This window comes from Rhizorhabdus sp. GW822-FHT03C02, assembly GCF_058801765.1.
Genome location: NZ_JBXANN010000004.1, coordinates 291162 through 316793, shown reverse-complemented (window position 1 = coordinate 316793; position 25632 = coordinate 291162). Strand labels below are relative to the sequence as shown.

The window sequence follows — 25632 nt, the reverse complement described above, 5'->3', positions numbered from 1 at the left end:
TGTGGGCCGGCACGGTTACGGGGGTGTGACGTCGGCGTAAGCGAACATGGCTCGAAACACGCCGTCCCGCCCGCAGAACGGGACGGCGCGGTCCGGAGCGAAGGCGCTGATTACATCGCCTCGAACGCCAGGGTTACGGTGAAACTGTAGAGCGGCTTGCCCGAGACCGGCGCGGCGTCGCGGTAGCGCACCAGCAGGACGTAGCGGCCCGCATCGGGGGCGGTGAAGGCGACCTTGCCCGTGGCATCGCTCTTCACCTCGGCGACCTGCTTCTTCCCGTCGTAGAAGCCCGCCTCGCGGAACAGCTCGACCGACGCGCCGGCGAGCGGCTTGCCGTCATAGCGGACCGCGAACGGCAGCGCCGTCTTCGCCTCATAGGCGCTCGGGTCGCTGAGCGGGACGATCTCGAGCGCGGTGCCGCGCGGCTTGAGCGCGCCGTCGCCGCCCGGCTTGCCCTTGAGGATATAGACGTCGGCCAGGGTCGCGCTCTGCGCGTCGACCAGCGCCACCCCCGCCGGGGCCGGGGCGCCCTCGCCGACCATCTTCCACTGGGCGCCGTCGCGGTACATCTTGTTCATCCGGCCGAAGCGCTGCCCCGACGACACCCGGTAGAGCCCGTCGGCGGGCAGCTTCGCCTCGACCAGGGTCACCTCGGTCAGCACCGTCGGCGGGGCCAGCTTCACGGTGGTACCGTCGGGACCGGTCGCCTCGAACGGCGCATCCTTCATCGCGATCTCGGGGCGGAAGGCGTCCTCGGTGAAGCTCGCCTCGATCGTCACCAGGTCGCGCTTGCCGGCGTCGAACAGGCTCGGGCTCAGCACCGGCATATGCGCCAGCGCCGGCGCCGCGAGCAGGATCAGCGTTCCCGCCCCGAAGCCCGCCACCAATAGTCCCGTCATAACCCGCGTCATCATGCGTCCCCAAATTTCGTTTCGTTGGGGACTTGCTAACGCGAACAATTCTCATTAGCAAGTTTTTCAACGACGAAGCTCGACCGAACGGGCAACCACAAGGGACTGCAATGAAACTGAATAGACTGCTCGGCGGCATCGCGCCGATCGCCATCCTGTTCGCCAACGGCAACGCCTTCGCCGCCGAAGCCGCTGGCGACGCCGCCGCGAGCGACGCCGAGACGATCACCGTGACCGCCACCCGCACCGACAAGCCGATCATCGACGTTCCCGTGACCGTATCGGTGATCGACGCGCGGACGATCGACGACCGCTTCATCACCGACATCAAGGACCTGGTCCGTTACGAGCCGGGCGTCAGCGTCCGCCGCGCGCCCGCCCGCTTCACCGCCGCCGGATCGTCGGCCGGCCGCGACCGCGACAGCGGCTTCAACATTCGCGGGCTCGAGGGCAATCGCGTGCTGATCACCGTCGATGGCGTCCGCGTCCCCGACGCGTTCAGCTTCGGCGCGCAGTCGGTCGGTCGTGGCGACTATGTCGACCTCGATCTCGTCAGGTCGGTCGAAATCCTGCGCGGTCCGGCCTCGGCGCTCTATGGCAGCGACGGCGTCGCCGGCGCGGTCAGCTTCATCACCAAGGACCCGCAGGATTTCCTGAAAGACGGCCAGTCGATCGGCGGCGGCGTGCGCATCGGTTACGACAGCACCGACGAAAGCTGGACCAAAAGTGCGGTCGCGGCCGGACAGGCCGGCACCGTCTCGGCGATGGTCGCCTATACCCGCCGCGACGGCAAGGAACTCGACAACAAAGGCAGCAACGACAGCGCCAACACCGACCGCACCACCCCCAATCCGCAGGACATCGACAGCAACGCGGTGCTCGCCCGGCTGGTGTGGCAGCCGAGCGACGCGCACCGGCTGCGTTTCACCTATGAGCATTTCGATTCCGACGTCGAAACCAATGTGCTGAGCGCGATCGCCAAGCCGCCGCTCGCCACCACCTCGGTGCTCGGCCTCACCGCCGACGACACGACGAAGCGCAACCGCGGCACGATCGACTATCGCTATATCGGCGAGGGTTTCGTCAGCGGCGCCCGGGTCGCCGGCTATTATCAGAAGAGCACGACGCTGCAGGACGCGTTCGAGGACCGCAACACCGCCGCCGACCGCCGCCGCATCAACCGCTTCGACAATGAAGTCTATGGCGGGATGATCCAGCTCGAAAGCAGGTTCGAGACCGGCAGCGTCGAGCATCTGCTCGTCTATGGCGGCGATGCCTCGCACACCCGGCAGACCGGCCTGCGCGACGGCACCGTGCCGCCGGCCGGCGAAACCTTCCCGACCCGCGCCTTCCCGACCACCGACTACACGCTGACCGGGCTGTTCCTCCAGGACGAGATCTCGATCGCCGACGGCCGGGTTCTGCTCTACCCGGCGCTGCGCTACGACCATTACAAGCTCGATCCGAAGAACGACCCGCTGTTCACCACCTTCGTGCCGCGCGGCCAGGGCGACTCCAAGGTCACCCCGCGGATCGGCGTGGTGGTCAAGGCGACCGAGATGGTCCGGCTGTTCGCCAACTACACCCAGGGTTTCAAGGCGCCCGAGCCCAACCAGATCAACAACGGCTTCGCCAATCTGGTCGCCAATTACCGGTCGATCCCCAACCCCGATCTCAAACCCGAGACCAGCCGCGCCTATGAAGGCGGGGTTCGCCTCAACGGTTCGGCCTGGTCGGCGAGCGCCACCGCCTTTTCGGGGCGCTACAAGAATTTTATCGACCAGGTGCAGATCAGCGGCGCGTTCACCGCGGCCAATCCGGCGGTCTATCAATATGTGAACATCGGCCGGGTGAAGATCCACGGGATCGAGGCGACCGGCGAATATCGGCATGACAGCGGCGTGGGCGCGCGCGCAGCCTTCTCCTATGCCAAGGGCACGGTGCGCAGCAACGGCGTCTCCGCCCCGCTCGACAGCGTCGAGCCGATCAAGTTCGTCGGCGGCCTCTTCTACCAGAAGGACGACAGCCCGTTGCGCGCCGAAATCGTCGCCACCCATTCGGATGGCAAGAAACAGTCGCGCACCAACAACAGCTGCAACACCACCACCACGGTCTGCTTCACCCCGCCGGGCTTCTGGATCGTCGACGCGACCGTCTCGTACAAAGTGATGGACCATGCGACGGTGCGCGCCGGGCTGTTCAACCTGTTCGACAAGAAATATTTCTGGTGGAGCGACGTGCGCGGGCTCGCCTCGACCTCGACGATCCGCGACGCCTACTCGCAGCCGGGCCGCAATTTCGGCCTGTCGCTGGCACTGACGCTCTGATCATCCTCCCTGCAACCGAACAAGCGAAGGCCGAGATATGAACAAACGTCCCATGTTCCGCTCTCCTCTCCTTGCCGGCGCCGCACTCCTGCTCGCGACGCTGGCCCCCGCGATCCTGCCGGCGCCGGCGTCGGCCGCGGCCGAATATGGCGACAAGGCGCGCGACCGCACCGCGATCCTGGCGATGTCGGGCACCTACAAGGTGACCTTCGACATGCGCGAGACCGTGCCGTTCGTCGCAGGCTACACCCCCTATCCCGCCAAGCTCAGCGGCGGGCACGAGGTGGTCAAGGTGATCGTAGACACCCCCGACCTGATCATCCTCCAGCATCTGCTGGTGGTCGACAGCGGCACCAAGGAGCCGCTGGTGATCAAGCATTGGCGGCAGGACTGGACCTGGCAGCCGGCGAGCGTGCTGGTCTATGCCGGTCCCGGCCGCTGGACGCTCGCGGCGGTGCCCGCCGCCCAGCGCAAGGGCGCCTGGTCGCAGACGGTGTGGCAGACCGACGACAGCCCGCGCTACGGCGCGGTCGGCCGCTGGCGCTATGACGACGGCGTCACCCGCTGGATGAGCGACGAGACGATGCGCCCCCTCGCCCGCCGCGACGCCACCCGCAAGCCGCCCTACGACCATTATCTCGGCACCAACCGCCATGCGCTGACCCCGGCCGGCTGGGTCCAGGAACAGGACAATGCCAAGATCGGCAGCAAGGACGGGAAGCCGGTCACCTTCGCGCACGAGGTGGTGATCAACAGCTATGTCCCCGCGACCGATTTCCCGGTCGCCGCCGCCGACACCTATTGGAGCAAGACCGCCGACTATTGGGCGGCGGTGCGCGCCGACTGGGACAAGGTGATCGCAACGACGCGGGGCCTGAAACTCGGCGAGGAACCCGATAACGGCTCGACCTCGGGCCACGACCTGATGCTGCTGGCCGACGACGTCGCCAGCGGCGAAGCCCCGCTCGCGACCGCGAAGAGCGAGGCCCATGCGATCATCGTGCGCGAAACGGGCAAGTAGGGACGCTTGCTCTCGCGCATGATGCGTCGAGCCCGGCTGGACGGCGCAGGACCTGTCCAGCCGGGCTCGGCACCCCTTTAGAATAGCCCGCGCCCCCCTCCCGGGTGCGGGTGGGCAAGGGCCTTTCCGTGGTCCGTTTTCTTGGCCCGTCCATCGGTCCAGTCATCGGGAACGCGGATGCGGAAAGGTCCTTGCCACCATTTCCCCTCGCCCCTTGTGGGAGAGGGAGGGGCCCAAACCGCAGGTTTGGGAGGGTGAGGGGTGCGGCGCAAAGCGCCGCGCGATTGCTGCGCAATCGCCCCCTCTCCAGCCGCGACTAGGCAGCAGGCTGCCAAGTCTTGGCATCCTCTCCCACAAGGGGAGAGGATAAATCAGCGCGGCAGCGCGTACGCCACCACGGCATCGCCGATCGGCGTCTCCATGAAATGGTGTCCGCCGGCCATGATCACCAGAAACTGGCGTCCGCCCGCCTGATAGACCATCGGCGTCGCCTGGCCGCCGGCAGGCAGCACGTCGTGCCACAATTCCTTGCCGGTCTTCAGGTCGATCGCGCGGATCAGATTGTCGGTGGTCGCGGCGACGAAGATCAGCCCGCTTGCAGTCACCACCGATCCGCCATTGTTCGGGGTGCCGATCGTCAGCGGCAGCATCGACGGGATGCCGAACGGGCCGTTGGTGCGCGCCGATCCCAGCGGCCGGTCCCAGATCGTCTTGCCGGTGGCGATGTCGATCGCGCGGATCCCGCCATAAGGCGGCTGCTTGCACAGCATGCCGGTGAAGGGCAGCCGCCAGCCGGCATTGACGTCGATCGCATAAGGCGTGTGCGCCTGCGGATCGCCCGCGCCCTCGGCGCCGCCGATCTGGCCGCGCGCCTGGTCGCGCGGCGCCCAGCCGCGCTTATTCGCCTCGGCGCGGCTCACCAGCCGGACATAGTTGGGCATGTCGTTATAATTGGCGACGATCACCCCGCGCGCCGGATCGACCGCGATCCCGCCCCAGTCGGTGCCGCCATTATAGCCCGGATATTCGATCGAACGCCGGCTTTCCTCGGGCGGGGTGAAGAAGCCCTTGTAGCTCGCCTGGCGGAACTGGATGCGGCAGATCATCTGGTCGATCGGCGACATCCCCCACATGTCGCGCTCGGTCAGCATCGGCTTGCGCAGCGTCTGCCACAGCGAGACGATCTGCACCGGCGATCGCTGCGCGGGCTCGACCCCGCCGGCCGGCGCCGGGATCTGTCCGACCGGGGTCAGCGCGCGGCCGGTGCGGCGATCGAGGACATAGATGTCGCCCTGCTTGCTCGGCAGCACCAGCGCGGGCACGCCCTTATAGTCGATCAGCGTCGCCTGTGCGCCGAAATCATAGTCCCAGACATCGTGGCGCACCGCCTGGAACCGCCATTTCGGCTTGCCGGTGGTGACGTCGAGCGCGACCAGCGAGGTCGCGAACGCATGTTCCTGCGGGCGGCGCAGGCTCGAATAATAGTCGGCCGCGGCATTGCCCATCGGCAGATAGACCAGCCCGAGTTGCTCGTCGCCCGAGGCGATCGTCCACATGTTCGGGGTGCCGCGGGCATAGATCTGGCCGGCCGGCGGCGCGCCGTTGCGTTCGGGATGCATCATGTCCCACGCCCAGCGCAGCTTGCCGGTGACCGCGTCATAGCCCTGGATCACCCCCGACGGCGCCCAGCGGTCCTGCCCGTCGAGCACCTGGTGCCCGGTCACCACCACCCCGCGCACGATCGTCGGCGGCGAGGTGATCGAGATGAAGCCGTCGGGGACATTGCCCATCCCCTCGGTGATCGAGACCTGGCCATTGGTCCCGAAATCGGCGCAGCGCGCGCCGGTGCGCGCATCGATCGCCATCACCCGCGCGTCGAGCGTGCCCCAGATGATCCGGGTGGCGCAGGGCGTGGTCGCGGCGACGTTGGGGACGGCATAATAGCTCACCCCGCGACAGGCGGCGGTATAGGGGATCGCGGTGTCGGGCACCTTGGGATCGAAGCGCCAGCGCTGCTTGCCGGTCGCCGGATCGAGCGCGATCACCATCGATTTGGGGGTGCAGGCATAGAGGGTATCGCCGATCTTGAGCGGGGTATTCTCGGCGCCATAGGTCTTGCGGATCATCGGGTTCGACGGAAGGTCGCCGGTGTGGGTCAACCAGACCCGCTTGAGCGAACCGACATTCGCCGGGGTGATCTGGGCGAGCGGCGAATAGCGGCGCGCGGCGAAGGATCCGCCATATTGCGGCCAGTCGGCGCCCGCCTGCAGCAGCGCCGGATCGGCCATCCCCGTGCCCGCCGACGGAAGCGACGCGAGCACGGGTGGCTCATCGGCCTTGGCGATCGCCACCCCGCCGACCACCGCGACCAGCAGCACCGCGCCGACCGCGGTCCAGGCCTTGCGCCAGCGATGTTCGGTGGCGTCGAGCGACGCCATCACCGGCAGCGTGAAGATCAGCAGCACCAAGGGCGCGAACAGCCGCGGCACCAGCGCCCAGCCATTGGCGCCGACCTCCCAGAAGGCCCAGACCAGGGTGACCGCGAAGATCGCGATATAGAGCCAGCCGCCCGCCAACCTTCCGCGCACCAGCAGCACACCCGCGACGATCATCGCGATGCCGGTGATCGCATAATAAGCCGAACCGCCGACCGCGAGCAGCCACACCCCGCCGATCGTAAGGACCAGCCCGATCAGCGCGATCAGGCCGCCGAGGAGCATCGCCCCCCAGTTGCTGCGGGAGGGAAGACGGTCGGCATGGGCCATGATCGATAGCTTTCGAAACGAACGGCAAAGGGCGCGGACGATCGCCGCGTCAGGCGAGGCCGGGAAAACGGACGGTGATGTTATATGGTTCCATGGGGAGGGCGAGCGGTCGGCGTGCGTCGCCCTTCAAATAACACGTCATCCCGGCGGAGGCCTGACTTACCTCTCTATCCTTCTTCGTCATCCCGGACTTGATCCGGGATCTCTTTGCCTTTTGCGGCCGAAGAAGAAGTGAGATCCCGGATCAAGTCCGGGATGACGCAAATTTCGAAGGCGGCGGGACCGCGAAAGCCCCGCCCGCCCCCTTATTTCTTCAGCGCCTTCGCCATCTCCAGATGATGCGACACGGCCGGCGCGATCTCGCCGGCGGCGGTCTTGAGCGAGGCGACCTCGCCGTCCTTGGCATAGCCCTGCATCAGCGACAGCGCGTCCTGGTGCGCGTCGATCTGACCGTCGACATAGGCGGTGTCGAAATCGGCGCCCTTGAGCCCCTTGAGCTTGGCGAGATCCTCGGTCTGGTCCTCGGTCAGGGTCGCGTCGGGGGTGATCGCCGGGCTCGCCTTGGCGGCCGCGGCCTTGATCTTGGCGGTCGATTCGGTGTGCGCCTTGACCATCTCGGCGGCGAAGCTCTTGACCTCGGTCGAGGCGCCATTGGCCGCGGCGAGCTTGGCGGCGGCGATCTCGAACGCGTCGCTCTTGGCGGCGGTGTTGGCGAACTCCGATCCGGTCGGGGTCGGGGTCACCGCCTCCTTGACGTCCTGCGCGGCGTTCGACGCGATCTCGCCTGCCGCCGCCATCGCGTCGCCGGCCTGGTTGACCGCGGCATCGGTCTTCTGTTCGGCCTTGGGGCCGCACGCCGCCAGACTCAGCGCCAGCGCCGCGACCGACGTGATCGTCAGGATTTTCTGCATTTTACCTCTCCGGGAATATGAAGCCCCCTCAACGCCTTGGCCCCGACCGCGTTCCCGATCGCCTTCCCTGCCTCGGGACCGCTCCCCAATTCGTCATGCTGAACTTGTTTCAGCATCCACTCTTCCTCTCGGGAACGGCCCCTTGTCGCACGGTGGACGCTGGAACAAGTTCAGCATGACGGCGAAGGGATAGCCCGGTCCGTTGCGCGACCAACCGGCTTCGCCCTACAAGATCGCCGATGGACAGCAGGGACGAAGCAGTGACCGGATCGGTGGCGATCGATTTCCTGCGGATCATGCCCGATGCCGCCGCCGCGCCGATCGCCCGTAGCGTCGCCGAAGAGGTTCCGGTCGCGATCGAGATCGACGGGATCGGCTATGCGGTGCTGATGGCGACCCCCACCGACCTGGTCGATCTCGCTTATGGCTTCGCGCTCGCCGAGCGGCTGATCGATCGTGCCGCCGACCTCATCGACGTCGATTGCCATGACGCCGCGAACGGCATGATCCTGCGCCTCGCGCTCGCCGATGCCAACCGTCGCCGCGTGCTCGACCGGGTGCGCCACCGCGTCTCCGAATCGGCGTGCGGGCTGTGCGGGATCGAGAATCTCGAACAGGCGCTGCGGCCGCTGCCCGCGGTCGCAGCGACCTCGCGCGCCGGCGATGCCGCGATCTTCCGGGCGCTGACGTCTCTGCGCGATCACCAGCCGCTCAACCGCGCGACCGGCGCCGCCCACGCCGCCGCCGCCTGCGCTGCCGACGGATCGATCCGGCTGGTGCGCGAGGATGTCGGGCGCCACAACAGTTTCGACAAGCTGATCGGCGCGATGCTCCGCGAGGGCCTCGGCTGGGACGACGGATTCGCCTTGCTGTCGTCGCGCTGCTCCTATGAGCTGGTCGAGAAAGCGGTGCTCGCGGGCTGTCCGCTGCTCGCGACGATCTCGGCGCCGACCAGCCTCGCGATCGAACGCGCCGCCGCCGCCGGCCTGCCGCTCCGGGTGCTCGCCCGCGCCGACGCCATGCTGGCCCCCGAGGCGACATCGTCATGAAGATCCTCGGCGCGATCCTCGCCGGCGGCCAGTCGCGGCGCTTCGGCAGCGACAAGGCGGTCGCGTCCTATCGCGGCGCGCCGCTGATCGCGCATATGATCGACGTGCTTGGCCGCCAGTGCGACGCGATCCTGATCTGCGGCCGAACGATCGACGGCTATGACATGGTCCCCGATCGCCCCGCCCCCGGCCTCGGCCCGCTCGGCGGGCTCGCCGCCGCGCTTCATGCCGGGCAGGCGCGCGGTTTCGACGCGGTGCTGAGCGTGCCCTGCGATGCCCCGCAGATCCCGCAGAATCTGCGCGCGCAGCTCGGCGCCGCCCCGGCCTGCCTCGCCGATCTGCCGGTGATCGGGCTGTGGCCCTGCGCGCTCGCCGACGAACTCGACCGCCATGTCGCCGCGGATCCGCGCCGGTCGATGCGCGGCTGGGCCGACCGGATCGGCGCCGCCCGGCGGACGCTGGCGGTGCCGATCGCCAATATCAACACCCCCGCCGATCTCGCCGCGATCGAGGCCCGCCATGGCTGAGCGCGCGCCGCGGATCGGCGTCGACGAGGCGCTGGCGATCATCGCCGCGAACGTGACCCCGCTCGGCAGCGAGTCCGTCCCCATCGCCGCCGCCTTCGGCCGGGTGACCGCGGCGGCAGTCGCCGCCGGCGCCGACGCCCCGCGCTTCCGCGCCTCGGCGATGGACGGCTTCGCGGTCGCCAGCAACACGATCGCCACCGCCTGTGCCGAGGCAGTGATCGCGCTGCCGATCGGCGCGCTGGTGCCCGCCGGAACCTGGCCGCCGCCGCTGCCGCCCGGCGAAACCGTGCCGATCGCCACCGGCGCGCCGGTGCCCGACGGCGCCGATGCGGTGCTGACCCGCGAGACCGCGACCATCGTCGACGGCCGGCTCGTCATCCACCGCCCGATCGAGGCCGGGCGCAACGTCCGCGCGATCGGCGAGGATATCGCCCAAGGTGCGACGATCCTGCCCGCCGGGGTCCGCCTCGCCGCCGATATGATCGGCGTGCTCGCCGCCTTCGGGGTCGCGAAGGTCGACGTCCGCCGGGTGCCGCATATCGGGCTGCTCGCCACCGGCAGCGAGCTCGCCGAGGCCGGCAGCGGCGCGCTCGATCCCGCCGCGCTGGTCGACAGCAACAGCCCGATGATCGCCGCCTGCGCCGCTGCCGCCGGGCTCGGCTTCACCGCGGTCGGCCGCGCCCCCGACCGCGGCGAGGCGATCGACCTGCTGCTCGACGCCGCCACCCGGCCCGCGGCGGGCGACGTCATCCTGTCGACCGGCGGGGTCTCAGTCGGCGATTTCGACCTGGTGCGCGCGCGGCTCGAGGATCGCGGCTGCCGCATCCTGTTCCACGGCATCGCGATGCGCCCGGGCAAGCCGCTGCTGTTCGCGCTGCTGCCCGACGGCCGCCCCTTTTTCGGCCTGCCCGGCACTCCGCTCGCGGCGCTGACCGGCTTCCGCTTCTTCGTCGGCGCCGCGATCCGTCGCATGCTCGGCCTGCCCGCCGAGACCGGCGACCCGATCACCTCGGCCGAGCCCGGCCGCCCCGGCACCACCCTGTTCCTGCGCGGCCGGCGGACGATCGACGACCGGGGGCGGCTCGCGATCGACACCACGATGGACCAGCGCTCGCACATCCTCCACTCGCTGCTCCAGGCCGATTGCTGGCTCCGGGTCGACCGGCCCGGCGACGGACCATCGACGGCGCAGGTGCACGCCAAGAACCTGCCGCTCGGCTGACGCAGGGCCTATCGTCCTTCCAGGCTTCGGCACAGCGCATCGGCGAACCCGGCACCGCCATCGATCCCGATCAGCCCGAGCGTCGACACACCCTCGATCACCGCGAGGATCGCCGCCGCGCCGCGATCGGGATCGACCCCGTCCGGAAACAACGTCCGCTCGACGATCCAGCCGAGCCAGCCGGCGCCGATCGCGCGGGCGGTGGCCGCGAAGGCCGGGTCGCCGCGTACCGCCCGCGCGACGATCTCGGCCCACAACGCCATGAACGGCCGCAGCGCAGGCTCGGCGATCAGCCGGCTCGCCTGGTCGATCATCGCCGCCGGCGACAGCCCGGCGCCGACGGGAATCGCCGCAAGCCGGCCGGCGAGTCGCCGCGAGACGTCGGCCAGCGTCTCGGCGACCAGTTCGGCCTTGGTCCCGAAATAATAGAGCAGCATCCGGTCGCTGGTCCCCAGCCGCGCCGCGGCGGGGCGCAGCGCCAGCGCGTCGAGTCCCTCGGCGAGCACGATATCGCCCAGCGCCGTCGCCAGCGCGGCGCGCTTCCTTGCCTTCGGATCGGTCCTGTCGGTCGTCATGCGACCGCCTGTAGCAGATGCTACATCACCCTGCTATGTAGCATATACTACATCGAGTCGTGGAGGTCCCATGTTCACCCGCAGCCAGGTCCCGATCCTCACCATCGTCGCGCTCGCTCTGTGGGGCGCGGCGACGCTGTATATTCGCCTGTTCCCGGACGCGCTGACCGACCCGCTGCTCGGCGGCCTGTCCTTCGTCACCACCCTGTTCTTCGCCTGGGGCAGCGTCGTGCTGATCCGCCGCGCGGCCCGGCTCGTCGCCGACCAGCTGCTCGCCGGGGTCGCGCTGGTCGGGGCGATCGCGATGATGATCGACGGCGCGGTGCTCCACTGGCTGCCCGCGGTCTATGGCGACGAGGCCGAGGCGCTGCGCGCGGGCGCGGCCTGGCTGCTCTGGGGCTATGGGGTGAGCCTGGGCGTCGCGCTGCTGATGGCACGCCCGCGCGCGGGCGCCGCCGCCTGATCGCCCAGGCGGCGGCGCCGGTCCGCCCTTCTACGCCGCAGCGGCGATCCGGTTGAGCGCGGCGAGCAGTTCCTTCGCCAGCGGCCCCGCCGACGCGGGATTCTGGCCGGTGATGAGCCGCCCGTCGACGACGACATGCGGCTCCCAGTTGGCGACCGACGAATAGTCCGCACCCTCGGCCCTCAGCGCATCCTCGAGCTCATAGGGCACGTCCTCCCGGGCATAGTCATATTCCTCCTTCTTCGAGAAGGCGGTGAGCTTCTTGCCCTGCACGAACGGGGTGCCGTCGCCGAGGTCCACCCCGAGCAGCGAGCAGGGGCCGTGGCAGACCGCGGTCACCAGCTTGCCCGTCGTCCAGGCGCGCGTGACCGCCTTCTGGACGTCGGCATTGCGCTGGATGTCGACCATCGGCCCGAGCCCGCCCGGCATCAGGATGGCATCATAGTCCGCGGCATCGACCTCGGACAATTTGCGGCTGCGATTCAGCCGGCGGAACGCCTTGCTCTCGAAAAACGCCTTCTGGGCCGGGTCGCTCTCGTCATAGGCGTCATAGGGCACCCATCCGCCGGCCGGGGACGCGAACTCGATCGCGATATCCGCCTTGTCGAGCACCTCGAATGGATGCGCGATCTCGGCGAAGAAGAAACCGGTCTTGCGATTGTGCGGACCGATCACCGGAGCGTTGGTGACGATGAACAGGACATGCTGGGTCACGATAATCTCCTCCTGGGATAGCGGCGCGATTGAGGAAATCGGGCCTTCTGCGAACACGGGTCTTCGCTATCACCGGAGCACGCCTGCGCGGCGTTAATTAGGGTTAAAATATCGGCGGCCGGGTCCTGCGCGCCCGCGCCGTCCCCGGGCGGCGGCGCATCGCCGCAGCCTCAGATGAAATAATCCTGCAGGATCGTATGGTTGGCGGCGTACAGCGTGACGTGCTGCGACCAGGGCTGGGTGTTGGCCTGGTCGAGATCGACGATGGTGCGGGTGCCATTGTCATTATTGGTGTCGTAAAAGTCGATCCGGCCCTGCGCGTCATAATAGGTCAGCTGTGACGTCCAGGCCTGATTGCCCGCCTGATCGACGTCGACGACCGTGCGCAGGCCGTTGTCACCGTTGATATCGTAGAAATCGACCCGCCCCTGCGCGTCGAAATAGGTGAGCTGCGACGTCCAGCTCTGATTGTTCGCCTGATCGAGATCGACGATCGTCCGCAGCCCGCCGTCGCTGGTGATGTCGTAGAAGTCGATCCGGCCCTGCGCGTCGTAATAGGTCAACTGCGACGTCCAGGCCTGATTGCCCGCCTGATCGAGATCGACGATCGTCCGCAGGCCGTTGTCGCCGGTGATATCGTAGAAATCGATCCGGCCCTGCGCGTCATAATAGGTCCGTTGCGTGCTCCACGGCTGGTTGCCCGCCTGATCGAGATCGACGATCGTCCGCAGGCCGTTGTCACCGGTGATGTCGTAGAAATCGACCCGCCCCTGCGCATCGTAAGCCGTGAGCTGGGTTCTCCACGACTGGGTGTTCGCCTGATCATAGTCGACGATCACCCGGCTGCCATCATCCCGGTTCTGATCGACGAAATCGAGCCTGCCGAGCGTATCATAATAGCTCAGCTCCGATCTGTTGGCCGTGGCATTGGCGAGGTCGAAGGTGACCACCACCCGCGACGAATCGTCATTGACGGTCGTCTGCTGCGACAGCGCCCATGCGGAGGTGTAGATCGACTGGATCGTCGACCAGCTATGGCCGCCCGGATCGGTTTGATTCCGTTCCGCATTCTCGAATCCATGGGCGGTGAGGCTGAACCCCGTCGGCAGGACGTCGCCATTGACGACCAGCGTATCGGTGCCCGCGCCACCCAGGATGAAATCGGGGGTGTCGGCGGCGTCATAGACGATGCGGTCGTTGCCGGCGCCGCCATCGATCCTGTCGTTCCCCGTTCCTCCGTCCAGATAATCGGCGCCGGCGCTGCCGGTGATCCGATCGTTGCCGCCGCGCCCCTGGATCGTCACCCCCGCCGCGCCGGTGTCCAGCGTCGAGGAAACGCCGATGATATTGTCGCCATCGTCACCATAGGCGGTCGAGCTATAGCCGTTGGTCGACAGCAAATAGGTCTCGAATCCCTCGAACGTCCAGCTTCCCTGCCCCATCACCAATGTCCGCGCAGCGATGTCGAGAACCGCACCGATATTGGCGGTCAGCGAGTCCTGGCCATCCCCGCCCGAGGCGAAACCCACCGACGATTGAAGATAGGAACCGCCGAGCAAGACGAAATCGTCGCCGCCCTCGGCGAAGATCGTCTTGCTTCCACTGACGATAATCTGATCGTTGCCGCCTCCGGCATAGATGGCGACGCCGTCGAGCCTCCCCTCATAGAAATTTATCAGGCTCGCGCCGGCGCCAAGCTTGATCGTCTCGATGCCGACCAGTTCGAATTTCTGTGTGCCGACATAGACGCCGACCGCGTATTGGCCGGCATTGTTCTGGATGATTCCCAGGGTGGTGGGGCCGACGTTGCTGAGGTCGAGGACATCGTTGCCGCTGCCGCCGTTGAGCAGTCCGACGGGGGTCGCGATATTGCTCGACCGGACCGCCGAAAAGCGGATCACATCATTGCCGGCGTCGCCATAGACGAGATCCGCACCGAAACCGGGATCGAGAATATCGTCGCCATCGCCCCCGTTCAGGATGTCGTCGCCATCACCGCCGCTGATGCTGTCGTTTCCCGACAGGCCGGTGATGACGTCGGCCGCATCGGTCCCGGTCAACACATCATTGCCTGCGGTTCCGGATATTGCGACCATTCGACGTCCCCCTCCTACGAAACCGGCCTGAAAAAGGCACGAATCCGGATATCGCGGGAAAATAAAACCACGGCAAGACAGTCGTCGAACGGGATTATTGCTTGAGCAGTATTTTTCGGGACATCCGGCAGGAACATCGCGGAACATGCGCTCCGCATGCCGTGTCACCCGCCGACCTATCCCGCGGCATGTCGAAAATCCGACGGCGACGGCGCTCCGGCGCCCCGCCCGCCGCTGGCCTGACGGCCGCTCGTTGGGGGAAATTGGCGGAGAGGGTGGGATTCGAACCCACGGTACCCGTAAAGGCACAACGGTTTTCGAGACCGTCCCAATCGACCACTCTGGCACCTCTCCGCATGAGGTAGTCCGGGCCCGTGGAGGCCCGTCCGGTCGATGAGGGGCGGCCACTAGCGGAAGATTATGCGCTTGCCAAGCACCCGCTTGCATGTTTGTGCGCATTGCCTACATTGGCGGCTGTGATTGAGAAAAGCGTATCCGTGTCCGCCGCCGGCAATGCCGCGGTTTCCGGCCTGTCCAGCCCGCCCGTGGCGCATGCATGCTTCACGATCGGCGAGGTCGTGCGCCACCGCATCTTCGAATTCCGCGGCGTGATCTTCGACGTCGACCCCGTCTTCGCCAACAGCGAGGAATGGTATGAGGCGATTCCCGCCGACATCCGTCCGGCGAAGGACCAGCCCTTCTACCATCTGTTCGCCGAAAATGGCGACAGTTCCTATGTCGCTTATGTGAGCCAGCAGAATCTGGTCCATGACGACAGCGACGAGATGATCGATCATCCGGCGATCGACGGCCTGTTCGACGGCTATGCCGACGGCCGCTACAATCTGCGGCGCGAACACAAACATTAATCGAGATCGATTGGGGCGATTCGCTTCGCCCCATCCTCGCCAACCCGAAAAACTTGTGGGCGATTCCCGCAAACATGCCCGAAAGCCCGTGGTTACGGGCCTTTTACCATGGCGGAACGGTTGACATTTGGATGGCCTGCCGTTAGCGGACCCATCTTTCCCGCGTAGGCAGCCCGGTCCATCGGCCCTGGTCGCTTGTGCTAACAGCTTTGAAGAAGTGATGAGGGCCATGTTCGCTATCGTGCGCACGGGCGGCAAGCAGTATCGCGTTGCCGCAGGAGACAAGATCGTCGTCGAGAAGATCGCCGGCGATGCCGGTGAGACCGTGTCGCTTGGCGACGTGCTGCTCGCCGGTGAAGGTTCGGACCTGCAGGCCGTTTCCGGCCTCACCGTCTCGGCCGAAATCATCGCGCAGGCGAAGGGCGAGAAGGTCATCGTCTTCAAGAAGCGCCGTCGTCACAATTATCGCCGTCGCAACGGCCATCGCCAGCAGCACACGATCCTGAAGATCCTGTCGATCGGCGGCGAAGCCAAGGCGAAGAAGGCTGCGAAGGCCGAGGCCGCTCCCGCGGCTGTCGAAGCCTGATCGAAGAGACGCAAGGAGTTATAGCAAATGGCACATAAGAAAGCAGGCGGCTCTTCGCGCAACGGTCGCGATTCGGCAGGTCGCCGCCTTGGTGTGAAGAAGTTCGGTGGCCAGGAAGTCATCGGCGGCAACATCATCATCCGCCAGCGCGGCACCCGCGTTTACCCGGGCCGCAATGTCGGCATGGGCAAGGATCACACGCTGTTCGCGCTCGTCGAAGGCCGCGTGTCGTTCCATGACGGCAAGCTCGGCCGCAAATATGTGAGCGTCGAAGCGGCGATCGCAGCCGAATAATCGGACGAATCCATATCGGGTCGTCCCAAGGGCGACCCGAAGATCCAGCGCGCTGGATCATGAGGGAGACGGGTCGCACCGGCTCCCTTTTTCGTGTCTTCCTCGCACGTTAAATTTTTTGTCGCCGTCGTGTAACCAATTGCTTTTAAGGGCGTTTGGGGGCGACGGAGAGGGAGGAAATCCACATGTTCGCGCGTACCGAACGGCTGCTGTTGCGGCCGGCCTGGAGAGAAGATGCCACGGCTTTGGCTGCGGCGATCGGTGATTTTTCGATCGTGCGCAACCTGTCGCGCGCGCCCTGGCCCTATGGCCTCGACGATGCCGAATCCTTCGTCGGGATCGAACCGGGGCCGCTGCCGCGGCTGCTGATCTTCGCGCGCACCAACGGTGCGCCGCGGCTGGTCGGCGGAATCGGGCTCAACGCACCGGAAAGCGAGGGCGGCGCGCCTGAGCTCGGCTACTGGATCGCGCGCCCTTATTGGGGCCTCGGCTTCGCGACCGAGTCCGCGCGCGCGGTGGTCGACATCGCCGATCGCGCGCTGCGGCTGCCGCAGCTCGCCGCACGCCATTTCGCTGACAATCCGGCCTCGGGCCATGTCCTGGCGAAGCTCGGCTTCGAACCGGTCGGCGAAGCCATGACGATGTCGAAGGCGCGCTCGAGCCTTGAGCCGAGCATCGTCTATCGCCGCCAGGCCTTCGCCCATGGCAAGACCCCGGTGATCGAACATGCCGACCGCGAGGATGCTCTCGCGGCATAGCGCTTTCGCGATTCGGGCGGGCCTCCCCCCGCCCGAATCCGCCATTTCGAGCCCCGCCCAAGCCCCCCTTGCCCCCCGCGCAGAAATTCCACTGGCGCATCGCGCTACCGGGCACGGTCGCAACCGTATATGCGCCCGCCATGCCGCACACCCGCCCCCGTCTCCAGCCCCAGGTCATGCGCGAGATCGCACTGGCGGAAGCGCGCGCGGTGCTGATCGAGGAAGGGCCGCAGGCGGTCACCCTCGCCGCGGTCGCCAAGCGGATCAGCCGCACCCACGCCAATCTGCTCCACCATTTCGGCTCGGCCGAGGGCCTGCGCACCGCGATGGCCGAAATGATGATGGCACGGATCACCGCCGAGGTCCGCGAGGCGGTGCTGCTGTCGCGCGCGATCGAGGGCGATGCCCGCGACGTCGTCGACCGGGTGTTCGACGCGTTCGAGAAGGAGGGCATGGCCGCCCTCGTCTCGTGGATGATCCTGTCGCGCGATCATGCCGCGCTCAAGCCGATCCTCGATTCGGTCCATGACCTGGTCGAGCAGCTCGGCGACCATCGCGGCGCCTCGGTGCGCCATATCACCCTGTCGCTGTTCCTCGCCGCGCTGGGCGACGGGCTGATCGGCACCCAGATGGCCGACGCGCTCGAACTGCCGCGCGACGCCGGTCGCGAGGTGATCGCCGCGCAAATTAAGCACATGCGCGGCTGGTAAACGGGCCACGCAACACGCAAAGCTTCAAATTGTCGGTAAAATCTGTAAAGCGCGCCGATGCATTTCCTAGATCAAGCCAAGATTTTCATACGTTCCGGCGCGGGCGGTCCCGGCGCCGTCAGCTTCCGTCGTGAAAAATTCATCGAATATGGCGGCCCCGACGGCGGCCATGGCGGCAAGGGCGGCGACATCATCTTCGAAGCCGTCGCCGGCCTCAACACCCTCATCGACTTCCGTTATACCCAGCATTTCCGCGCGCCGCGCGGGAAGGGCGGCTCCGGATCGAACCGCACCGGCGCCGGCGGCGACGATCTGGTGATCAAGGTGCCGGTCGGCACCCAGGTCCTGTCCGAGGACAAGGAAGAGGTGCTCGCCGACTTCACCGAACCCGGCGTCCGCCGGGTGTTCCTGCGCGGCGGCGACGGCGGCCGCGGCAATGCCAGCTACAAGACCTCGACCAACCGCGCCCCGCGTCAGCATGGCAGCGGCTGGCCCTATGAGGAAATGTGGGTCTGGCTGCGGCTCAAGCTGCTCGCCGATTGCGGCCTGGTCGGCCTGCCCAATGCCGGCAAGTCGACCTTCATCAACGCGGTGTCGAACGCCAAGGCCAAGGTCGGCGACTATCCGTTCACCACGGTGCGTCCGCAATTGGGCGTCGCCAGCCACAAGAACCGCGAATTCGTCGTCGCCGACATTCCCGGCCTGATCGAGGGCGCCGCCGACGGCGCCGGCATCGGCGACCGCTTCCTCGGCCATATCGAACGCTGCCGGGTGCTGCTCCACCTGGTCGACGCGACCGAGGAGGATCCGACCGGCGCGTTCGACATCGTGCTGGGCGAACTCGACGCCTATGGCGCCGGCCTCGCCGACAAGCCGCAGATCGTCGCGATCAACAAGATCGACGCGGTCGATGCCAAGGCGGTCGAAAAGCTCCGCAAGAAGCTGGTCAAGAAGGCCGCCCAGAACGGCATCGAGGGCGAGGTGATGCTGCTCTCCGGCGCCAGCGGCGAAGGCCTCGAGCCGGTCCTCGACCGCATCATCGAAGCGCTCGGCCCCGCACCCGAGGCCGTCGTCCCCGCAGGCGAGGAACCCGCACCTTGGTCGCCGATCTAAGAACCCCTCTCCCTGCAGGGGAGAGGGAGGGGCCCGCCGCGAAGCGGTGGGAGGGGCGCCGTGCGTCGTCATGCCGGGGGCATGACAAGAGCGCGGTGCCGGCGCCAAAGGCGCCGTGGTTAGGCACGGTGCATCAAAGGCCGCGGCCCTCATTATCAAATCGCGTGCCCTCACCCTTCCCACGCCTGCGGCGCGGGCCCCTTCCCTCTCCCCAAGTGGGAGAGGGAGTTTGAGTGCCACCCGCTTCGCCCCCGCCGCCTGCCCGCGCCTCGTGGTCAAGATCGGCTCCGCCCTGCTCGTCGACCCGGCGGGCGAGGTGCGGCGCGACTGGCTGGCCGGGGTGATCGCCGACATCGCCGCGCGCCACCGCGCCGGACAGAAGATCGCGGTCGTCTCGTCGGGGGCGATCGCCCTCGGCGCGCGCCGGCTCGGGCTCGCCAAGGGCGGGCGCGCCAGCCTCGAGGATGCGCAGGCCGCCGCCGCCACCGGCCAGATCGCGCTGTCGCACCGCTGGGCCGAACTGCTCGGCGAACAGGGGCTGACCGCCGCCCAGATCCTCGTCACCCTCGACGATCTCGAGGATCGGCGCCGCTATCTCAACGCCGCCTCGACCCTCGACCGGCTGCTCAGCCTCGGCGTGGTGCCGGTGATCAACGAGAATGACTCGGTCGCGACCGAAGAGATACGCTTCGGCGACAATGACCGGCTCGCCGCGCGGATCGGCCAGGCCGCCGACGCGCAGGGGGTGATCCTGCTCTCCGACATCGACGGGCTCTACACCGCCAATCCGCAGCGCGATCCGGGCGCGACCCTGGTGCCCGAGGTCCGCCGCATCGACGCGCGCATCCGGGCGATGGCCGATGGCGGATCGGCGTCGGGCATGGGATCGGGCGGCATGATCTCGAAGCTCGAGGCCGCGAAGATCGCGACCCGCTCGGGGGTCCATCTCGCGATCATCTCGGGCAAGCGCGACCATCCGCTCGCCGCCTTCGACGCCGATGGCCATGGCACCGTGTTCGTCGGCGAGAAGAGCGGCAATGCCCGCAAGGCCTGGCTCGGCGGACGGCTCACCGCCAAGGGGCGGATCGCGATCGACGAAGGCGCGGTCACCGCGCTCGGCAGCGGTCGCAGCCTGCTCGCCGCCGGCGCGGTCGTCGTCGAGGGGCGGTTCGCGCGCGGCGACGTCATCGACATCGCCGGCCCCGACGGTCATGTCGTCGCCCGCGGCCTCGCCGAATATGACGCGACCGACGCCGCCGCGATCGTCGGCAAGCGCCGCGAGGCGATCGAGGCGATCCTCGGCTACGCCCCGCGCGCGGCGCTCGTCCACCGCGACCATATGGTGCTGCTGTGATGGCGCGCGCTGTTCAAACCACCTTTGGGGAACCCTGAGCATGATCCTCGCGATCACCGGCGGCACCGGCTTTCTCGGCGGCCATGTGCTGCGCGTCGCCGCCGAACATGGCCACCAGATCCGCGCGCTCGCCCGCAAGCCACAACTGCCGCGCGCCAATGTCGAGTGGGTCAGGGGCGCGCTCGACCGGCCCGAGGCGCTGGCCGATCTGGTCGCGGGCGCCGACGCGGTGATCCATATCGCCGGCGTGATCAACGCCCCCGATCTTGGCGGCTTCGTCGAGGGGAACGTCACCGGTACCGCCACCCTGATCACGGCGACCGAGGCCGCCGGAATCGACCGCTTCATCCATGTCTCGTCGCTGTCGGCGCGCGAGCCCGACCTGTCCAACTATGGCTGGTCGAAGGCATCGTCGGAGGCGGTGCTGCGCCAGTCTGACCTCGCCTGGACGATCGTGCGCCCGCCGGCGATCTACGGCGCGGGCGACCGCGAGATACTCGAACTGTTCCGGCTGGCGGCGAAGGGCTTCGTGCCGTTGCCGCCGCGTGGCCGGCTGTCGATCATCGAGGCCGGCGACCTCGCCCGGCTGCTGGTCGCACTCGCCGAACATCCGGAGACTGCGGGCGAGATCGTCGAACCCGATGACGGCGCGACCGACGGCTACGGCCACCGCGAATTCGCAAAGCTGCTCGGCGCCGCGGTCGGCAGGCCCAAGATCATCGCTCTGCCGGTCCCGGCGCCGCTGCTGCGGCTGGTCGCTCTCTACGACAAGCTGCGCCATGGCGCCGCCGCCAAGCTCACCGCCGACCGCGTCGGCTATTATTGCCACCCCGACTGGGTCAGCGCCCGGCGGCCGCCCACCGAGGTCTGGACGCCGAAGGTCGGCGCCGTCGAGGGGCTCAAGGCGACCGCCGACTGGTACCGCAAGGAAAAGTGGCTGTAGCGTCCGCCTTAGTAGGCATTCAGATCAGAAAATGGGCTATGAACGCGACGAAGCTCAGCACCAGCCCGCCGAGCAGCACCCGATAGGCATAGCCGAGCAGCTTGTACTTCTTGCGCGCGAGCACACGGCCATTCTGGTAGATGTCGTGGGCGAACGCCGCATAGACCGCGTCGCTGTCGGTGACGGTGTCGAGCACCATCTGGACGAATTCGTCCTCGCTCATCTGGGTGAACGATCCGAAGAACAACATATTGCCCGGACCGTTGGTCTTGGGCGGCACCTTGGTCGACGGCAGCACCGCCAGCACCGCGAGCAGCGCCGCAACGAACGCGGCCGCCCCCAGGATCAGCAGCGCTGCGGGCGGCGCCGCCCCGCCCTTCACCTGGCCGACGGTGATGGTGAAGATCACGAAGGTCGCGCCCATCAGCAGGCTCGCCTTCTGGTCGGCCATTTGGCTGAGCTGATACTGGATCTGCTGGGTGGTGCGCAGCAGATGGACCGCGTCGGGCGCGAACTGGCCGCGCGGCGGCGCGCGCTTCACCACTGGTGCCTCGATATCGTCTGCCATCGCCCGTCCCCCTGCTGCGCTGTCATGCCACGATGCCGGGGCTGCTGCCAAGCGCCGCCGCCAAAGCCCGACCCGGCTCTGCCGCGTTCCCGCCGCATTCGCTTGGCATGCGCGTCCCAACCCCTGTAAGGACTCCCGATGAGCGACAGAAAAGACATTTTCGAGACGGTGGTCGGCCAGATCGCCCCTTTCAACAAGAAGGGGATCGCGCTCGGCGATTCCACCACCTTCGCCGGCGACCTCGAATGGGACAGCCTGACCGTGATGGACTTCGTCGCCGCGATCGAGGACGAGTTCGACATCATCATCACGATGAACATGCAGGCCGAGATCGAGAATGTCGGCCAGCTCGTCGACGCCGTCGCCAAGCTCAGGGGCTGACACCAAGGTGACGACAGACCTTTTTTCGAAATTCGACCCGCTGATCAACGAGCGCGAGGCGCTGCTCGCCACCGGCGTGCGCGATCCCTATGGCATCGTCATGGAGAAGGTGCTCTCGCCGACCGAGGCGATCATCAACGGCAAGCGCACGATCCTGCTCGGCACCTATAATTATATGGGGATGACCTTCGATCCCGATGTGATCGCCGCCGGCAAGGCCGCGCTCGACGCCTATGGCGCGGGCACCACCGGCAGCCGGGTGCTCAACGGCACCTATCAGGGCCACAAGGAGTGCGAGGACGCGCTCAAGGAATTTTACGGGACCGATCACGCGATCGTCTTCTCGACCGGATACCAGGCCAATCTCGGCGTGGTGTCGACGCTGGCGGGCAAGGGCGACTACATCATCCTCGATGCCGACAGCCATGCCTCGATCTATGACGGCTGCGCGCTCGGCAATGCCGAGGTCGTCCGCTTCCGCCACAATTCGGTCGAGGATCTCGACAAGCGCCTCGGCCGCCTGCCCAAGGAAGCCGGCAAGCTCGTCATCCTCGAAGGCGTCTATTCGATGATGGGCGACGTCGCCCCGCTGCCCGAGATGGTCGCGGTCGCCAAGAAGCATGGCGCGATGATCCTGTGCGACGAAGCGCATGGCATGGGCTTTTTCGGCCCCAACGGCCGCGGCGTCTATGAGGAGATGGGCTGCGCCGACGATATCGACTTCGTCGTCGGCACCTTCTCGAAATCGGTCGGCACCGTCGGCGGCTTCTGCGTGTCGAATCATCCGAAGTTCGAGGTGCTCCGCCTCGTCTGCCGTCCCTATGTGTTCACCGCCTCGCTGCCGCCGTCGGTGGTCGCGACTGCCGCGACCTCGATCCGCAAGCTGATGCATGCCGGCGAGAAGCGCGCGCATCTGTGGAAGAATTCGAAGCGGCTCCACCAGGGCTTGCGCGACCTCGGCTACAAGCTCGGCACCGACACCGCCCAGTCGGCGATCATCGCGGTGATCCTCACCGACATGGCGCAGGCGGTGGCGCTGTGGCAGGGGCTGCTCGAGGCCGGTCTCTACGTGAACACCGCCCGCCCGCCCGCGACCCCCGCCGGCATGTTCCTGCTCCGCTGCTCGCTGTGCGCCGAACATAGCGACGAGCAGGTCGGCGACGTGCTCGAGATGTTCGCCAAGGCCGGCCGCGCGACGGGGGTCATTCCTTAAACCTCTCCGTCATCCCGGCGGAGGCCGGGATCTCGGTCGTCAGGGACGGAGCATGGGGCACGCACAGTGGCATACGCCCGAGATCCCGGCCTCCGCCGGGATGACGACCTAGGGAGCAGGCCCACTCCCCACCCGTTAACCCTTTCACGCTTTGCCCTCTCCCGCCTCTGGCCTATTATGTGCCCATGGCGACATTTTCCCCCGCTAGCCTGCGCCGCGGCATCGCGCCCGCGACCTGGCGTGCGGCCGGGGTTGCGCTGACCGGGCTGTGCGCGATCGCGCTGGCGATCGCGGTGGTGTGGATGGTCGCGCGGTCGAACGCCGCGCGCGACGATGCGCTCGCGCTCGAACAGCACAGCTACGACGTGATGGTGCTGACCCGCTCGCTCGACGCGTCGCTGGCGCGGTCGGAGGCGGCGCTCGGCCGCTATGTCGTCAATGGCGACAAGCGCACCGGCACCACCTTCTACGACGAATGGCGCCGCGCCGAGGGCCAGCTGCGCCAGCTCCACCGCCTTACCGCCGACGCCCCCGACCAGGCGGCTTTGGTCGAGCATCTCGACCAGGTCTATCGCCGCCGCCAGAAGGAGCTCGCCGACGCCGCCGGCTTCGCCAATGTCGGCAAGGGCTGGTATGCGATCGGCATGTTCAACCGCGCCGGCCAGTCGCCGACGGTGCGCGACATCGCCGACACGCTCGACCGGATCGCCGACAAGGAACGCGCCCGGCTCGACACCCGGTCGCAGGCGACGATCTTCTCGGCCGAACGCTCGAACAATTTCGCGACCCTGCTGTCCGCGCTCGGGCTGAGCGTAGTCGCGCTCGCGCTCACCCTCGGCTGGCTGGCGGCGCTCGCCGCCTCGCAGCGCCAGAGCGCCACCGAACTGGCCGAGGCCGAGGGCGACCGCGCGACCCTGCTCGAGGAAGCGGTCGCCGACCGTACCCGCGAATTGCGTGACGCCAACGAACAGCTCCGCACCGAAGCCGCGATCCGCGCCCGCACCGAGGCGCAGCTCGCCCAGTCGCAGAAGATGGAGGCGGTCGGCCAGCTCACCGGCGGCATCGCCCACGACTTCAACAACATGCTCGCGGTCGTGGTCAGCGGGCTCGACATGGCGCGGCGCAAGTTCGACCAGCATTCGCCCGATACCGGCGACTATATCGACAGCGCCATGGAGGGCGCCGACCGCGCCTCGGCGCTGACCCGCCGGCTGCTGTCGTTTGCCCGCGCCGAACCGCTGCTGCCCGACCAGCTGTCGCCGGGGGCGCTGGTGCTCGGCATGACCGACCTTCTCGACCGCACGCTGGGCGACCGAATCGCGGTCCATACCCAGGTCGCGCACCGGATCTGGCCGATCTGGGCCGACCGCCACCAGCTCGAAAATGCGATATTGAACCTGGCGGTGAACGCCCGCGACGCAATGGACGGGGTCGGCCGGCTCGACCTGTGCGTCGAGAATATCAGCATCGCCGCCGGCAACGACAGATATGGCGCGGTCGTCCCCGGCGACTATGTCCGGATCGGCGTCACCGACGACGGCAGCGGGATGACCGACGAGGTCAAGGCGCGCGCCTTCGAACCCTTCTTCACCACCAAGCCCGCGGGCAAGGGCACCGGGCTCGGCCTCAGCCAGATCTTCGGCCTCGTCCGCCAGTCGCACGGCGACGTGACGATCGACTCCGCCCCGGGCCAGGGCACCACCATCTCGCTGTTCCTGCCGCGCCAGCGCGGTTCGGCGGCGATCGACCATCGGGAGCGCGCGGCGATGGAGCCGATCGAGACGCCGGCACGCCATGACCTGTCGATCCTGCTGGTCGAGGACGATCCGCGCGTCCACAACGCGACCTTCGCCGCGCTGAAGGAACTCGGCCACCGCCCGACCGGCTGCGGCAGCGGCGCCGAGGCGCTCGAACTGCTCGCCACCCGCCATGATTTCGACCTGCTGCTGACCGACGTGATGATGCCCGGCATCACCGGCCCCGAACTGGTCGAGCGCATCCACCGCGACCATCCGCATATCGCGATCCTGTTCGCCACCGGCTATGTCGGCGAGGCGGGCCAGAGCGACCAGTTCACCGGCTTCGAGGTGCTGCGCAAACCGTTCACGATCAACGCGCTCGGCAAGGCGATCGCCAAGGCGATCGGGCGCCAGCCGACCCCGAGCAAGTCGCGCGCGGCCTGAAGGCGCAGCGCACCATATCCCCCTTTTGAGTGCTTTCCCGGCCTGCTATCCAGCCGCCGCGCCGACTCGCGCGGCCCGT

At 67.6% G+C, this 25632-nt stretch carries 24 protein-coding genes and 1 tRNA gene; 17 read left to right on the top strand and 8 right to left on the bottom strand.

Annotated features, from left to right (window positions below; all coding sequences use genetic code 11):
* Window positions 1–110: 110 nt before the first annotated feature.
* The gene (locus AC1RM6_RS13825; RefSeq protein ID WP_493102094.1) at window positions 111–899 is read right to left on the bottom strand and encodes a DUF4198 domain-containing protein; all 789 of its coding nucleotides are present in this window, start codon (window positions 897–899) and stop codon (window positions 111–113) included.
* Window positions 900–1021: 122 nt separating this feature from the next.
* Here AC1RM6_RS13825 and AC1RM6_RS13820 point away from each other — a divergent pair, with 122 nt between their 5' ends.
* A complete protein-coding gene (locus AC1RM6_RS13820) occupies window positions 1022–3238 on the top strand; it encodes a TonB-dependent hemoglobin/transferrin/lactoferrin family receptor (protein WP_493102092.1) in 2217 nt (738 codons plus the stop codon).
* Window positions 3239–3275: 37 nt separating this feature from the next.
* Complete coding sequence (locus AC1RM6_RS13815) at window positions 3276–4259, top strand: DUF6607 family protein (protein ID WP_493102090.1); 984 nt, start codon at window positions 3276–3278, stop codon at window positions 4257–4259.
* Between the two features lie 371 nt (window positions 4260–4630).
* Here the strand turns inward: AC1RM6_RS13815 and AC1RM6_RS13810 are convergent, their stop codons facing one another.
* A complete protein-coding gene (locus AC1RM6_RS13810; protein ID WP_493102088.1) occupies window positions 4631–7024 on the bottom strand; it encodes a membrane-bound PQQ-dependent dehydrogenase, glucose/quinate/shikimate family in 2394 nt (797 codons plus the stop codon).
* 305 nt (window positions 7025–7329) lie between these two features.
* The gene (locus tag AC1RM6_RS13805; RefSeq protein WP_493102086.1) at window positions 7330–7935 is read right to left on the bottom strand and encodes a DUF4142 domain-containing protein; all 606 of its coding nucleotides are present in this window, start codon (window positions 7933–7935) and stop codon (window positions 7330–7332) included.
* A gap of 239 nt (window positions 7936–8174) precedes the next feature.
* On the opposite strand from AC1RM6_RS13805, the gene fdhD reads away from it, so the two are divergent.
* Genes fdhD through AC1RM6_RS13790 form a run of 3 tightly spaced genes read left to right on the top strand, consistent with a single transcriptional unit; the run spans window position 8175 to window position 10733 of the window.
* Window positions 8175–8984 carry a formate dehydrogenase accessory sulfurtransferase FdhD gene (gene fdhD / locus AC1RM6_RS13800; protein ID WP_493102084.1) on the top strand — a complete coding sequence of 270 codons (810 nt, stop codon included), beginning with the start codon at window positions 8175–8177 and terminating at the stop codon, window positions 8982–8984.
* Window positions 8981–9511, top strand: coding sequence for a molybdenum cofactor guanylyltransferase (gene mobA, locus AC1RM6_RS13795; protein WP_493102083.1), 531 nt, complete (start codon window positions 8981–8983; stop codon window positions 9509–9511). Before fdhD ends, mobA begins: the two co-directional genes overlap by 4 nt.
* Window positions 9504–10733, top strand: a complete 1230-nt coding sequence (locus tag AC1RM6_RS13790; RefSeq protein WP_493102081.1) for a molybdopterin molybdotransferase MoeA — start codon at window positions 9504–9506, stop codon at window positions 10731–10733. Before mobA ends, AC1RM6_RS13790 begins: the two co-directional genes overlap by 8 nt.
* 8 nt (window positions 10734–10741) lie before the next feature.
* Here the strand turns inward: AC1RM6_RS13790 and AC1RM6_RS13785 are convergent, their stop codons facing one another.
* The gene (locus tag AC1RM6_RS13785; RefSeq protein WP_493102079.1) at window positions 10742–11308 is read right to left on the bottom strand and encodes a TetR/AcrR family transcriptional regulator; all 567 of its coding nucleotides are present in this window, start codon (window positions 11306–11308) and stop codon (window positions 10742–10744) included.
* Window positions 11309–11378: 70 nt separating this feature from the next.
* Between AC1RM6_RS13785 and AC1RM6_RS13780 the strand changes: the two genes are divergently transcribed.
* Entirely contained in the window at window positions 11379–11771 is a 393-nt protein-coding gene (locus AC1RM6_RS13780; protein WP_493102077.1) for a hypothetical protein, read from the top strand.
* A gap of 30 nt (window positions 11772–11801) precedes the next feature.
* Here the strand turns inward: AC1RM6_RS13780 and AC1RM6_RS13775 are convergent, their stop codons facing one another.
* From AC1RM6_RS13775 to AC1RM6_RS13765, 3 genes are all read right to left on the bottom strand, one after another.
* A complete protein-coding gene (locus tag AC1RM6_RS13775; protein ID WP_493102075.1) occupies window positions 11802–12485 on the bottom strand; it encodes a type 1 glutamine amidotransferase domain-containing protein in 684 nt (227 codons plus the stop codon).
* A gap of 170 nt (window positions 12486–12655) precedes the next feature.
* Complete coding sequence (locus tag AC1RM6_RS13770) at window positions 12656–14581, bottom strand: hypothetical protein (protein ID WP_493102073.1); 1926 nt, start codon at window positions 14579–14581, stop codon at window positions 12656–12658.
* A 264-nt stretch (window positions 14582–14845) separates the two neighbouring features.
* Window positions 14846–14935: transfer RNA gene (locus AC1RM6_RS13765), tRNA-Ser, on the bottom strand.
* A 143-nt stretch (window positions 14936–15078) separates the two neighbouring features.
* Between AC1RM6_RS13765 and hspQ the strand changes: the two genes are divergently transcribed.
* The 8 genes from hspQ (at window position 15079) to AC1RM6_RS13725 (ending at window position 21208) form a co-directional block, all read left to right on the top strand.
* Window positions 15079–15450, top strand: coding sequence for a heat shock protein HspQ (gene hspQ, locus AC1RM6_RS13760; protein WP_493102071.1), 372 nt, complete (start codon window positions 15079–15081; stop codon window positions 15448–15450).
* A 229-nt stretch (window positions 15451–15679) separates the two neighbouring features.
* Window positions 15680–16036, top strand: a complete 357-nt coding sequence (gene rplU, locus AC1RM6_RS13755) for a 50S ribosomal protein L21 (RefSeq protein ID WP_493102069.1) — start codon at window positions 15680–15682, stop codon at window positions 16034–16036.
* Window positions 16037–16063: 27 nt separating this feature from the next.
* Window positions 16064–16330, top strand: coding sequence for a 50S ribosomal protein L27 (gene rpmA / locus AC1RM6_RS13750; RefSeq protein WP_493102067.1), 267 nt, complete (start codon window positions 16064–16066; stop codon window positions 16328–16330).
* Window positions 16331–16515: 185 nt separating this feature from the next.
* Entirely contained in the window at window positions 16516–17088 is a 573-nt protein-coding gene (locus tag AC1RM6_RS13745; RefSeq protein ID WP_493102065.1) for a GNAT family N-acetyltransferase, read from the top strand.
* Window positions 17089–17228: 140 nt separating this feature from the next.
* Window positions 17229–17798 (top strand): TetR family transcriptional regulator, encoded by a 570-nt coding sequence (locus tag AC1RM6_RS13740; protein ID WP_493102063.1) that lies wholly within the window; start codon window positions 17229–17231, stop codon window positions 17796–17798.
* Window positions 17799–17855: 57 nt separating this feature from the next.
* On the top strand, window positions 17856–18911 hold the full coding sequence (obgE, locus tag AC1RM6_RS13735) for a GTPase ObgE (RefSeq protein WP_493102062.1): 1056 nt from the start codon (window positions 17856–17858) through the stop codon (window positions 18909–18911).
* 229 nt (window positions 18912–19140) lie between these two features.
* The gene (gene proB, locus AC1RM6_RS13730) at window positions 19141–20265 is read left to right on the top strand and encodes a glutamate 5-kinase (protein ID WP_493102060.1); all 1125 of its coding nucleotides are present in this window, start codon (window positions 19141–19143) and stop codon (window positions 20263–20265) included.
* 40 nt (window positions 20266–20305) lie between these two features.
* Window positions 20306–21208 carry an NAD-dependent epimerase/dehydratase family protein gene (locus AC1RM6_RS13725; RefSeq protein ID WP_493102058.1) on the top strand — a complete coding sequence of 301 codons (903 nt, stop codon included), beginning with the start codon at window positions 20306–20308 and terminating at the stop codon, window positions 21206–21208.
* Window positions 21209–21227: 19 nt separating this feature from the next.
* Here AC1RM6_RS13725 and AC1RM6_RS13720 read toward each other — a convergent pair whose 3' ends face one another.
* Window positions 21228–21776 carry a Pycsar system effector family protein gene (locus tag AC1RM6_RS13720; protein ID WP_493102057.1) on the bottom strand — a complete coding sequence of 183 codons (549 nt, stop codon included), beginning with the start codon at window positions 21774–21776 and terminating at the stop codon, window positions 21228–21230.
* Between the two features lie 138 nt (window positions 21777–21914).
* On the opposite strand from AC1RM6_RS13720, the gene AC1RM6_RS13715 reads away from it, so the two are divergent.
* From AC1RM6_RS13715 to AC1RM6_RS13705, 3 genes are all read left to right on the top strand, one after another.
* The gene (locus AC1RM6_RS13715; RefSeq protein ID WP_493102055.1) at window positions 21915–22157 is read left to right on the top strand and encodes an acyl carrier protein; all 243 of its coding nucleotides are present in this window, start codon (window positions 21915–21917) and stop codon (window positions 22155–22157) included.
* On the top strand, window positions 22114–23370 hold the full coding sequence (gene spt / locus AC1RM6_RS13710) for a serine palmitoyltransferase (RefSeq protein WP_493102054.1): 1257 nt from the start codon (window positions 22114–22116) through the stop codon (window positions 23368–23370). Before AC1RM6_RS13715 ends, spt begins: the two co-directional genes overlap by 44 nt.
* A gap of 185 nt (window positions 23371–23555) precedes the next feature.
* A complete protein-coding gene (locus tag AC1RM6_RS13705; RefSeq protein WP_493102052.1) occupies window positions 23556–25553 on the top strand; it encodes an ATP-binding protein in 1998 nt (665 codons plus the stop codon).
* Window positions 25554–25632 lie beyond the last annotated feature (79 nt).

Bases quoted from the DNA above. Each gene is read 5' to 3' on its own strand.
- AC1RM6_RS13740 (WP_493102063.1), top strand. From the start codon at position 17,229: ATGCCGCACACCCGCCCCCGTCTCCAGCCCCAGGTCATGCGCGAGATC.
- rplU (WP_493102069.1), top strand. From the start codon at position 15,680: ATGTTCGCTATCGTGCGCACGGGCGGCAAGCAGTATCGCGTTGCCGCA.
- AC1RM6_RS13815 (WP_493102090.1), top strand. From the start codon at position 3,276: ATGAACAAACGTCCCATGTTCCGCTCTCCTCTCCTTGCCGGCGCCGCA.
- mobA (WP_493102083.1), top strand. From the start codon at position 8,981: ATGAAGATCCTCGGCGCGATCCTCGCCGGCGGCCAGTCGCGGCGCTTC.
- AC1RM6_RS13820 (WP_493102092.1), top strand. From the start codon at position 1,022: ATGAAACTGAATAGACTGCTCGGCGGCATCGCGCCGATCGCCATCCTG.
- AC1RM6_RS13825 (WP_493102094.1), bottom strand. From the start codon at position 899: ATGACGGGACTATTGGTGGCGGGCTTCGGGGCGGGAACGCTGATCCTG.
- AC1RM6_RS13745 (WP_493102065.1), top strand. From the start codon at position 16,516: ATGTTCGCGCGTACCGAACGGCTGCTGTTGCGGCCGGCCTGGAGAGAA.
- AC1RM6_RS13780 (WP_493102077.1), top strand. From the start codon at position 11,379: ATGTTCACCCGCAGCCAGGTCCCGATCCTCACCATCGTCGCGCTCGCT.
- AC1RM6_RS13720 (WP_493102057.1), bottom strand. From the start codon at position 21,776: ATGGCAGACGATATCGAGGCACCAGTGGTGAAGCGCGCGCCGCCGCGC.
- AC1RM6_RS13770 (WP_493102073.1), bottom strand. From the start codon at position 14,581: ATGGTCGCAATATCCGGAACCGCAGGCAATGATGTGTTGACCGGGACC.
- AC1RM6_RS13715 (WP_493102055.1), top strand. From the start codon at position 21,915: ATGAGCGACAGAAAAGACATTTTCGAGACGGTGGTCGGCCAGATCGCC.
- fdhD (WP_493102084.1), top strand. From the start codon at position 8,175: ATGGACAGCAGGGACGAAGCAGTGACCGGATCGGTGGCGATCGATTTC.
- AC1RM6_RS13810 (WP_493102088.1), bottom strand. From the start codon at position 7,024: ATGGCCCATGCCGACCGTCTTCCCTCCCGCAGCAACTGGGGGGCGATG.
- AC1RM6_RS13790 (WP_493102081.1), top strand. From the start codon at position 9,504: ATGGCTGAGCGCGCGCCGCGGATCGGCGTCGACGAGGCGCTGGCGATC.
- AC1RM6_RS13725 (WP_493102058.1), top strand. From the start codon at position 20,306: ATGATCCTCGCGATCACCGGCGGCACCGGCTTTCTCGGCGGCCATGTG.
- spt (WP_493102054.1), top strand. From the start codon at position 22,114: ATGTCGGCCAGCTCGTCGACGCCGTCGCCAAGCTCAGGGGCTGACACC.
- rpmA (WP_493102067.1), top strand. From the start codon at position 16,064: ATGGCACATAAGAAAGCAGGCGGCTCTTCGCGCAACGGTCGCGATTCG.
- obgE (WP_493102062.1), top strand. From the start codon at position 17,856: ATGCATTTCCTAGATCAAGCCAAGATTTTCATACGTTCCGGCGCGGGC.
- AC1RM6_RS13705 (WP_493102052.1), top strand. From the start codon at position 23,556: ATGGCGACATTTTCCCCCGCTAGCCTGCGCCGCGGCATCGCGCCCGCG.
- AC1RM6_RS13785 (WP_493102079.1), bottom strand. From the start codon at position 11,308: ATGACGACCGACAGGACCGATCCGAAGGCAAGGAAGCGCGCCGCGCTG.
- AC1RM6_RS13805 (WP_493102086.1), bottom strand. From the start codon at position 7,935: ATGCAGAAAATCCTGACGATCACGTCGGTCGCGGCGCTGGCGCTGAGT.